The sequence below is a fragment of the Desulfobaculum sp. genome (assembly GCF_054921475.1).
Map to the genome: position 1 here is coordinate 1 of NZ_JBUDSW010000115.1, position 10,911 is coordinate 10,911.

The following is a 10,911-nucleotide window of genomic DNA, read 5'->3' on the forward strand; positions in this document are numbered from 1 at the left end:
ACTTGCACCTTTTCGGTGAGGCCTTCGTAGTACTCGCGCAGCTGTGCGAGGACTTCGTCGCGGCCGAAGTGATCCGGAACCTCGGCGCCTTCGGAGAGGGCCTTGCGGAGCTTGGTGCCGGACAGGATGACGCGGTCTTCCTTGCCGTGCGGGCAGGTACGCAGGGAAGCCATGCCGTCGCACTTGAAGCAGTAGAAGGTCCAGTCGATCTTCATGGGCTTGCAGAGCAGAGCCTTACCGGGCACTTCGCAGGCTTCTTCGAAGGTCGCGTAGGGGATCTGGTCGAAGATTTCCTGAGCCTCGAACAGGCCGTAGAAGTCGCCAACGCCAGCGTGGTCGCGGCCGATGATCATGTGGGACACGCCGTAGTTCTGGCGGAAGGTCGCGTGGAGCAGGGCTTCACGGGGACCGGCGTAGCGCATGTCGAGGGGGTAGCCACCGTTGATGACGTTTTCTTTCACGAAGTACTGGTCGATCAGCGTCTGGATGCACTGGATGCGGACGTCAGCCGGGATGTCGCCGGGCTTCAGGTTACCGATCAGGGAGTGGATGATGACGCCGTCGCAGACTTCCACAGCGATCTTCGCGAGGAATTCGTGGGAGCGGTGCATGGGGTTACGCAGCTGCAGGGCAGCAACACGGCTCCAGCCGCGCTCTTCGAACATTTCGCGGGTCTCGGCGGGGGTCAGGTACACGCCGGGGAAGCGGTCGCGGTAGTCGCCCTCGGAGAGGACTTTCACGGAACCGGCGAGGTTGAACTTGCCCTGAGACATAACCATCTTGACGCCGGGGTGGTCTTCGAGAGCGAGGTCCCAGAAGCGCTCGGAATCTTCGCCGTGGCCCTTGAAGACCAGCTCGCATTCCCACTTCTTTTCGTCGTCGGACAGCTCGTACTTTTCTTCGACCTTCATGGTGGCGTAGACGACGCCGTCTTTCACGAGGGCGATTTCGTCGCCAGCGGCAACGTTTTCGTCGTTGGTGTCACACACGACGGGAACGGGCCAGAAGGTGCCGTCGGAGAGGGTCATCTTTTCGCAGACGCTCTTCCAGTCGGCCTTGCCCATGAAGCCGTCGAGGGGAGAGAAGCCGCCGATTCCCAGCATGATCAGGTCGCCCTTCACGCGGTTGGAGATCTCGACTTTCTTGAGGCCTTCGGCCTTCTTCATCTCGGCTTCGAGTTCAGCGCCTTCCAGCAGGCAGCAAACCAGGCCCTTACCACCATGAGGGGGGAGCAGTTTGGACATCTCGGGACTCCTTTACGAATAGTTAGTAGAAAATTTCACAATCCCAGCCTTAGTCTTCAAGCGGTCGTCCCTGTTTTCCACCCGTCAGCCGGGAGACACAACCGTGTACAGGGCGGCCGGACTTTCCAAAAAGCTTTGCATGAAGCCCGTCCGTTGGGGTTTGTGAAAAAAATGCGCAAATGTCAAGTACCCCCTAACGAGGAGAATCGATCTTTTTGCAGTTCAAAGGGGCTAAAACGCCACACAGGCGCCATTTTGCCCTTTTTTCAGCTTCTTGGAGTTTTAATCCGGGGTTGCTGAAAACGATGGGCATACGCTAAGTGTTTTTTTCACGAATGGCGATGAAAAAATTTCGATATAGCCGAAACGAACGGATCTCGGCTCAGGTCAGTCGTTGTTCTCTTATAGAAATAGGCCACGATAGCTTGCAATGAAAAATCAATAAATGTATAGCTTTCGATGCCTTTACAAATTCCCCTGTATCCCCATTGGGAAAAGGGGAGGAAGTTAGGGAAGGCCGCCGATTTAGGCACCAATGGCCGCGCTTGATATATAATTCACTTTCGTCTTGACAGGGGGTAGCCCCCTTGCTAGACAGACCTTGCTTGTTCATTCCATCACAAGCACCGGAAAAGGCTCTGATCCCCGGCGTTTGGACAAAGGTGGAAGCCCCGAAGGGCGCAGGCTTGAGACGCGAAAGCGCCCCACCACACGAGTGGGATGGCTCTCTGAATTTGCTCGGCACCATACGCGGTTTATCCCGCGAAAAAGGTGTCAAGATACCGAAAAAAACGAGACGGCTTGGTGTCATCTCGGTTTTTCATTCTCCATCTGCTCGTGGTGGGGATGTTTTTGGAATGGTTGTTATTTCAACCCTAATTTGTTGGAGGATTCACTATGCCTACTTATGTTGATCCCTCAAAGTGCGATGGATGCAAGGGCGGCGAAAAGACCGCGTGCATGTACATCTGCCCCAACGACCTGATGATCCTCGATCCCGAGGAGATGAAGGCCTTCAACCAGGAACCCGAAGCCTGCTGGGAGTGCTACTCCTGTGTGAAGATTTGCCCCCAGGGCGCTATCACCGCACGTCCCTACGCTGACTTTGCTCCCATGGGCGGTACCTCCATTCCGCTGCGTTCCTCCGAGGACATCATGTGGACCATTAAGTTCCGTAATGGTTCCGTGAAGCGCTTCAAATTCCCCATCCGTACCACTCCTGAAGGCTCCATCAAGCCCTTCGAAGGCAAGCCTGAGCCCGGCGACCTGGACAGCGAGCTGCTCTTCACCGAGACGGAACTCGTTGCCCCCAAGGAAGCCCTCGGCAAGAAGTTCGACGTGGCTGATGCTGACAAGACTTGGACCGTCAAGGACGTCCTGTAGTCTGATTCAAGTGCGTTACGCGCTGTCTCACGCATTAAGACATTAAGCTTAAGGAGCACGACAATGCCGATGATTCCCAGTAAAGAAGAGCCTCGTGGTATCGCTCTGGCCGAGCCGACCATTGAGGAACATGATGTAGATATTCTCCTCGTTGGTGGTGGTATGGGCAACTGCGGTGTTGCTTGGGAAGCCGTTGCTTGGGCTAACAAGTACGCCCCCGAAGCCAAGATCCTGCTGCTGGACAAAGCCTCCCTCGAGCGTTCCGGCGCCGTTGCGCAGGGCCTGTCCGCCATCAATACCTACCTCGGCGAGAACGACGCTGACGACTACGTCCGCATGGTCCGTACCGACCTGATGGGCCTGGTCCGCGAAGACCTGATCTTCGACCTCGGCCGCCACGTTGACGACTCCGTCCACCACTTCGAAGAGTGGGGCCTGCCCGTATGGTGCAAGGACGACAACGACAAGAACCTTGACGGCGCTGCCGCCAAGGCCGCTGGCAAGTCCCTGCGTACCGGCGCTAAGCCCGTGCGTTCCGGCCGCTGGCAGATGATGATCAACGGTGAGTCCTACAAGTGCATCGTTGCTGAAGCTGCCAAGAATGCCCTCGGCGAAGAGCGCTACATGGAGCGTATCTTTGTTGTTAAGATGCTCCTCGACGCCAATGAGCCCAACCGCATCGCCGGTGCTGTTGCTCTGGACGCTCGTGACAACAAGGTGCACATCTTCAAGTGCAACGCTGCTGTTGTTGCTTGTGGCGGCGCGGTGAACATCTACCGCCCCCGCTCCACTGGTGAAGGCATGGGCCGTGCTTGGTACCCCGTCTGGAATGCTGGCTCCACCTACACCATGTGTGCTCAGGTTGGCGCTGAAATGACCATGATGGAAAACCGCTTCGTCCCCGCCCGCTTCAAGGACGGTTACGGTCCGGTTGGCGCTTGGTTCCTGCTCTTCAAGGCGAAGGCCACCAACTACAAGGGCGAAGACTACTGCGAAACCAACCGCGCCATGCTGAAGCCCTACGAGGATCGCGGCTACGCCAAGGGCCATGTCATCCCGACTTGCCTGCGTAACCACATGATGCTCCGCGAGATGCGTGAAGGCCGCGGCCCGATCTTCATGGACACGAAGACTGCCCTGCAGAACTCCTTCGCGACCATGTCCCCGGCCGAGCAGAAGCACCTCGAAGCTGAAGCTTGGGAAGACTTCCTCGACATGTGCGTTGGTCAGGCCAACCTCTGGGCTGCCATGAACTGCGCTCCTGAGGAACGCGGCTCCGAGATCATGCCCACCGAGCCTTACCTGCTCGGCTCCCACTCCGGTTGCTGCGGCATCTGGACTTCCGGCCCCGACGAAGAATGGGTGCCCGAGGACTACAAGGTCCGCGCCGACAACGGCAAGATCTACAACCGTATGACCACCGTCAACGGCCTGTTCACCTGCGCTGACGGCGTTGGCGCCTCCGGTCACAAGTTCTCCTCCGGTGCTCACGCTGAAGGCCGCATCGTCGGTAAGCAGATGGTTCGCTGGTACCTCGATCACAAGGACTTCAAGCCCACCATCAAGGAAAGCTCTGAAGACCTGAAGAAGGAGATCTACCGCCCGTACTACAACTACGAGGCTGGCAAGGGCGCTTCCACCGACCCGGTTGTGAACCCCGAGTACATCTCCCCCAAGAACTTCATGATGCGCCTCGTCAAGGCCACCGACGAGTACGGCGGCGGTGTGGGCACCTACTACACCACCTCCGAGGCTCTTCTCGACACCGGCTTCTGGCTGCTCGAGATGATGGAAGAAGACTCCATGAAGCTGGCTGCTCGTGACCTCCACGAACTGCTCCGCTGCTGGGAGAACTACCACCGCCTGTGGACCGTCCGTCTGCACATGCAGCACATCCGGTTCCGCGAAGAAACCCGCTACCCCGGTTTCTACTACCGCGGCGACTTCCTGGGCCTGGACGATGGCAAGTGGAAGTGCTTCGTGAACTCCAAGTACGCTCCTGAGAAGAAGGAACCGACTGTGTTCAAGAAGCCCTAGTACCAGATCATCCCCGACTAAACACTACTGAAACGGCGGCCGCAGGTACTGCCTGCGGCCGCCTGCTCAGAAAAATGGTCTAAGCCTGAGCAGCAGTGAAAGAGTTCATTGTTCAGGGTTAGGCCATTTTTCAAACTGGCCCGAACCTGATTTCGTAGGGAGGATTGAAATGCCAAACAACAGCGTGCTCGTTGTCGGTGGCGGGTTCAGCGGCATAACGGCCGCCCTTGAAGCCGCAGAAGTCGGCCACGAGGTCTTTCTTGTAGAGAAGACGCCGTTCCTGGGCGGACGCGTTTCTCAGCTCAACAAGTACTTTCCCAAGCTCTGCCCGCCTTCCTGCGGGCTGGAAATTCAGTTCCAGCGCATCAAGAAAAACCCCTTGGTCAATATTTTTACTCTGGCGGAAGTGGTTTCCGTTACTGGCTCCAAGGGTGACTACAAAGTCACGTTGAAGATCAAGCCCCGTTACACGACCCCCAATAGTGTCGATCTTACGGCGGCCGCCAAGGAACTGTCCGGATCCACCGAAAGCGAATTCGAGTTCGGCATGGGCAACCGCAAGGCTCTGCACATTGACATGCCCTTCGCCTACCCCAGCCGCTACGTCCTGGAAAAGGACGAGTGCTCGAGTAACGAGCTGAAAGAACTTGCTGATGTTGAAGGTGTAAACTTGGACGATGCCGAGAAGACCGTCGAAATTAGCGTCGGTTCCATCGTTGTCGCCACCGGTTGGAAGCCCTACGACGTGACCAACTTGACCAACCTCGGCGCCGGGGAGATCACCAACTGCGTATCCAACATGCAGATGGAACGTCTCGCCTCTCCCAACGGCCCGACCTCCGGCCAGATTGTCCGGCCTTCCGACGGCAAGGCGCCCAAACGCATCGCGTTTGTCCAGTGCGCCGGTTCCCGCGACGAGAACCACCTCAACTACTGTTCCTACATTTGCTGCATGGCGTCCCTGAAGCAGGCGACCTATGTCCGCGACACGAACCCGGACTGCGAAGTCTTTATCTATTACATCGACCTTCGCACCCCCGACCGTTACCAGAAATTCCGCGACCGCGTGATGCAGGATGAGCACATCCACACCATCAAGGGCAAAGTCGCCGAAGCTGCCGACGGTGAAAATGGTTCCGTGGTGCTGACTGTGGAAAATGCCATCGCCGGCACCAAGACCCGCGAAGAATTCGACATGGTCGTACTGGCAACCGGCATGCAGCCCACCCTGTCCGAGGAGCAGCTGCCCTTTGATGTTTCCGTTGACGAAGACGGCTTTGCCTCTGGCAATGCAGAAAAAGGCATCTTCGTTGCCGGCTGCGCCAAAAAGCCGCTTGACGTCATGAAATCTGCTCAGTCTGGAACCGGGGCCGCGATGAAGGCGATCCAGACGGTGAGAGGGAGGTAGTATACAATGGCCGAAAAAATTGGAGTCTATTTCGACGAATCCAGCGTCGGACCATACCTCAACATTGAGGAGCTGGTCGAGTACGTGAAGACCCGCTGGAGTACCCAGTGTCCTGTCGTCGCCGCTCACCCGGTTCTGCCCGGTGAAGAAGGCGTCAAGATGATTAAGTCCGACATCGACGCCGGGACCATCGACTCCGTTCTGATCTGCGGTTCGTCCCCCCGAGTTGACTGGGAATTCTTTGACTTTGGCAAAAATGTGCTGGTCGAGCGCGTCAACCTCCGCGAGCAGTGCGGCATGTGCTGCCCCGATGATGCGGAAGCCGACGCCAAGTCCCTCATGGCCAAAGACTACATTAATATGGGTGTCATCAAGCTCCAGAAGACCACCATTCCAGAGCCTGCAAAGATTGACACCATCAAGACCGTTCTCGTCGTTGGTGGCGGTTGGACTGGCCTGAACGCAGCGCTGCACGCAGCCCGCGCTGGCTACGACACCGTGCTCATCGAAAAAGAGAGCGAGCTGGGTGGGCATGCGGCCAAGCTGCACAAGACCATCCCCCTGATGCACCCCTACACCGAAGCGCACGACACCGGCATTGAAAAGCTCATCGCCGATGTGCAGGCCGAGAGCCGCATCAAGGTGCTGACCGGCACCACGCTGGCCTCCCTTGAAGGTGCGCCCGGTGCCTACACCGCCAAGTTCACCGGCGGCAAGGAAGAGAAGATCGGCGCCGTTGTCCTGGCCGCTGGCTGGGTGCCGCAGGATCCTTCCATCCTCGCTCCCCTCGGCTACGGCACCTTCACCAACGTGGTCACCACGTGGGACGTGGAAGAAATGGCCAAGAAGGGCCAGCTCCTGCGCCCCTCCGACGGCAAGCCCGCCAAGCGTGTGGCTTTCCTGCTGAACACCGAGAAGGCCGAGCCCGAGACCCTCTATCAGCCCAAGACGGAAGAAGACATTCAGGCTGAAGCCGCAGCTGCGGAAGAGGGTGAAGAAGCCGATCCCGCCGTCATCGTCCACAAGGACCTCGAAAGCGACCGCCATCTGCCGTACTCCAGCGCCGTCAACTCCGTTGTGGCTCTGAAAGAAGCTGGCTACGTCACCGAGCAGTATGAAGACGGTCAGGCCTACATCATCTACAAGGACATGATGGTTCAGGGTATCCACGAGAAGTACTACAAGGCTGCTCAGGATAATCCCGGTGTGATGATGACCAAGGGCGGCATCTCTTCCGTCAAGGAAGACGCCGACGGCAGCCTGCTGATCACCGTGACCAACAACCTGCTTGGCTACGACTTCGAAGTGAAAGCCGACATGGTCGTCGTGCCCACCGGCATCGTCCCGACCACGGCCAAAGATCCCATCATGCAGTTCGCCTACCGTCAGGGTCCGGCGTTCCCGGATCTGGACCTCTTCGACGGCTTCTGCGACTCCAACTACATCTGCTTCCCGTACGAGACCCGCCGTACCGGTGTGTACGCCGCTGGTAGCGTCCGTCAGCCCATGCTTATGGATACTGCAGAAGAAGATGCCGCGGGCGCAGCCCTCAAGGCCATCCAGTGCATCGAATCCGTGAATCACGGCGTGTCCGTGCATCCGCGCTCCGGTGACTTGACGTACCCCGTCTTCAACTTCGTGCGCTGCACCCAGTGCAAACGCTGCACGGAAGAGTGCCCCTTCGGCGCCCTTGACGACGACGAAACCGGTACGCCGAAGCCGAATCCCACGCGTTGCCGCCGTTGCGGTACCTGCATGGGTGCCTGCCCCGAGCGCGTTATCAGCTTCGACAACTACAACATCGACCAGATTGGTTCCATGATTAAGGCCATCAACGTGCCTGACGACATGGAAGCTGACGGTCCCCGCATCGTTGTGCTCGCCTGTGAGAACGACGCCTACCCGGCGCTCGACATGGCGGCCATGCGCGGCAAGAAGTGGAGCCAGTACGTTCGCATCCTTCCCGTGCGCTGCCTCGGTTCCGTCAACGCGATCTGGGTGGCAGATGCCATGTCCAAGGGCGTGGACGGCGTGATGATGCTGGGCTGCAAGTACGGTGACGACTACCAGTGCCACTTCGTGAAAGGCTCGGAGATCTGCAATCGCCGTAAGGAAAACATCGCCGAGACCCTTGAGCGCCTTGGTGTTGAGCCGGACCGCGTCGAGCAGTATCAGGTCGCCATCGACGAGTACGATCAGGTGCCTGGAATGATCGAAGAATTCCAGAACATGATTCTGGAGAAGGGCCCCAACCCGTTCAAGGGCTTCTAGGAGGAGATAGTCATGTCGAAAGCTGTTCGGATTGAACCCGATGTGCAGTTCATTAAAGAACTGCAGTCGGTAGGGGGAGACACCCTCAAGAAGTGCTATCAGTGCGCCACATGCTCAGTGGCCTGCCCGCTGGCGCCCGCAGATGCGCCATACCCGCGCAAGGAAATGGTGTGGGCACAGTGGGGCCTCAAGGACAAGCTGGTCAACGACATCGACATCTGGCTCTGCCATAACTGCGGCACCTGTTCCGACCTGTGCCCCCGTGGCGCAAAGCCGGGCGACCTGCTTTCCGCCCTGCGCAACATGGCATACAAGAACCTTGTCGAGCCCAAGATCATCGGCACCTGGATGAGCTCCTCCAAGTACCTGCCCATCCTCATCGCCATCCCGGCCCTGCTGTGGCTGTTCGTGTGGTCCCTGACCACCGGCCTCAGCATCCCCAGCGGTGAGATCGTCTTTGGTAAGGTCTTCCCCGGAGACTACACCATCGACCCCATCATGGCGTTGACCTTCTTCTTTATGGTCTTCAGCTTTGTGATTGGCAGTTCCAAGCTCATCAAGTCCTTCCAGTCGACGCCAGGTACCCTCTTTGTCGGCCAGTATGACAAGCCCAGCGTGTGGGCGTGCATCAAGGACGTTCTCGTGAACGAGATCGGCCAGCACTCCAACTTCACCAGCTGCGGCGAAGAAACCGAGGCCGATAAGGAAAAGTTCAAGGGCCATCTGCTGCTGTTCTACAGCTTCGTTGCCCTCGCTATCGTTACCGGTATCATCGCGTTCTGCCACTGGGGTGGCAAGGTCGTTGAGTTCATCGCTCCCGCCGGTCATACGCCGCTGCCGCTGTGGGCTCCGCATAAACTGCTGGCCAACGTTGGCGCCGTGATGATGATCGTCGGCCTGACGCTCCTGACCCGTCGCCGCATGAACCAGAACGAAGAGACGACCAAGTCGTCCTACTATGACTGGTTCCTGCTGGGTGTCATCTGGGCCGTAGGCCTCACCGGCATCTTCAGCGAACTGCTCAGGCTGGCCGACGTGGCGTCCCTCGCTTACCCGATGTATTACTTGCATCTGGTGTCCGTGTGGATGCTCTTCGCCTACTTGCCCTGGTCCAAACTGGGTCACGTCGTGTACCGCTCCGTGGCTCTCGTGTACGCCAGGTACATCGGTCGAGTGCCCCTGAGCTAAGCTCGGTGCAAAACAGGACTTAACCCAGAAAGACGACTTTCCTCACATAAGGAGGCTATCATGGCTGAGAGCGTAGACCGCAAGGTTTTCCCCATGTCCACCTTCGCCGCGTACCTCACCGGTGAAGAGTATGATGCCAATCGTGCCGGCATCCGTGAAATGCTGGCGTACATGACCCAGATGGATATCGATCCCACGTCCGAGCCGTTCGCCGCGGCCATTGCTAAAGCGTGGATCTACGAGCAGAACCCCGAGCTGACCGGCATTAAAGGCAATGCCGAAAAGTTTGGCGCTCACGTGTCCCTGCTGCCCCTGCCGGAAGAGACTTCCAACATGCTCTCCTCCGTCGTGAGCCAGCTCAAGGACACCCAGGAGAAGAACAAGGAGCAGGCCTCCAAGATCTCCTCGCTGGAAAAAGAGCTCGCCGAGACCAAGGCCAAGCTGAAAGACGCCGAAGCCAAGGTCACCACCTACGAGGCTCAGCTCGGTGAAGGCGAAAAGAAACTGCAGGTTTCCGAAGGCAAAATCGATTCCTACACCGGCAAGGTCGACGACCTGCTGGCTAAGATCGAAGAAGTCATCAAGCACGGTGTGGTCACCGCTGCCGCTGGTGAAGGCGCAGCCGCTGCCGCCGACGCCGGTGCAGACGCTGGCGCAACCGATTCCCCCGGTGAAGTCTCCGCCGACTTCGGCTTCGGCACCGACTCCTCCGACGACGGTGGCGGCTTCGGTTTCTAAACCGGACCCCATCACGCAGAAATGCACCCAAGCCCGGACCGCTCGCGGTCCGGGCTTTTTCTATGGCAGAGCGGGCCCTGCGCTGGAAGGAGGAGGTGACTTGACTCGGAGCTGACTCGTGGCCTGTTTGGGAGGAGCAGGGCGGGGAGCCAGAGGATGCAGGGAACAGGGCGTGCGTTGCCGGGTGGGGGAGCGGAGAGGTTGTGTCTCCGACGGCTCAAGGGCCGCGGGCCCTTGAGAATCCCATGAGCGCACAGGCCGGATGCCATTTAAGGGGCCAGTCGTCACCCCTGACAACTCCGCGTTTTGAGATGGGACGAAGAATGGTTTTGGGGGAGGGAGCAGGGGCCTCTGCACGAAGTGCGTTGGGGCAAGGAGGCGTATGAGACAGTTCTTCTGGATGACGAAATTGAATAGGCGGAGACTTTGCTGAGCTTGTCATGTGTGCCGGGCGGGGGAGTGGAGTGGTTTTGTCTCCGACGGCTCAAGGGCAAGGCCCTTGTATATTGACCCCTGATCCAAAGGCGGAGAAAAAAGAAAGCCGCCTCCATGAATGGCATGAAGGCGGCTGTTGCGGCAGACCGTAGGCCCTTGAGTTACGAGCTCGTTCTTAAGCTGGGTCGCCGCAATATGTAGTACAAA

The 10,911-nt window shown here is 58.3% G+C and carries 7 protein-coding genes; 6 read left to right on the plus strand and 1 reads right to left on the minus strand.

What is annotated here, in order from left to right; genetic code table 11:
* A partial coding sequence (sat, locus tag ACY69P_RS09025; protein ID WP_462327232.1) for a sulfate adenylyltransferase occupies positions 1 to 1,244 on the minus strand: 1,244 nt, incomplete at its 3' end.
* Between the two features lie 897 nt (positions 1,245 to 2,141).
* On the opposite strand from sat, the gene aprB reads away from it, so the two are divergent.
* The 6 genes from aprB to ACY69P_RS09055 all read left to right on the plus strand — a co-directional run bounded on the left by aprB (position 2,142) and on the right by ACY69P_RS09055 (position 10,269).
* Entirely contained in the window at positions 2,142 to 2,627 is a 486-nt protein-coding gene (gene aprB, locus ACY69P_RS09030) for an adenylyl-sulfate reductase subunit beta (protein ID WP_404843298.1), read from the plus strand.
* A gap of 63 nt (positions 2,628 to 2,690) precedes the next feature.
* Positions 2,691 to 4,664: an adenylyl-sulfate reductase subunit alpha gene (aprA, locus tag ACY69P_RS09035; RefSeq protein ID WP_462327233.1), complete on the plus strand. Its 1,974-nt coding sequence runs from the start codon at positions 2,691 to 2,693 to the stop codon at positions 4,662 to 4,664.
* Between the two features lie 169 nt (positions 4,665 to 4,833).
* Positions 4,834 to 6,072 (plus strand): CoB--CoM heterodisulfide reductase iron-sulfur subunit A family protein, encoded by a 1,239-nt coding sequence (locus ACY69P_RS09040; protein ID WP_404843296.1) that lies wholly within the window; start codon positions 4,834 to 4,836, stop codon positions 6,070 to 6,072.
* 6 nt (positions 6,073 to 6,078) lie between these two features.
* Positions 6,079 to 8,343, plus strand: coding sequence for an FAD-dependent oxidoreductase (locus ACY69P_RS09045; protein ID WP_462327234.1), 2,265 nt, complete (start codon positions 6,079 to 6,081; stop codon positions 8,341 to 8,343).
* 12 nt (positions 8,344 to 8,355) lie between these two features.
* Positions 8,356 to 9,531, plus strand: coding sequence for a quinone-interacting membrane-bound oxidoreductase complex subunit QmoC (qmoC, locus tag ACY69P_RS09050; RefSeq protein WP_404843294.1), 1,176 nt, complete (start codon positions 8,356 to 8,358; stop codon positions 9,529 to 9,531).
* 60 nt (positions 9,532 to 9,591) lie between these two features.
* Positions 9,592 to 10,269, plus strand: a complete 678-nt coding sequence (locus tag ACY69P_RS09055; RefSeq protein WP_404843293.1) for a hypothetical protein — start codon at positions 9,592 to 9,594, stop codon at positions 10,267 to 10,269.
* Positions 10,270 to 10,911: the final 642 nt, after the last annotated feature.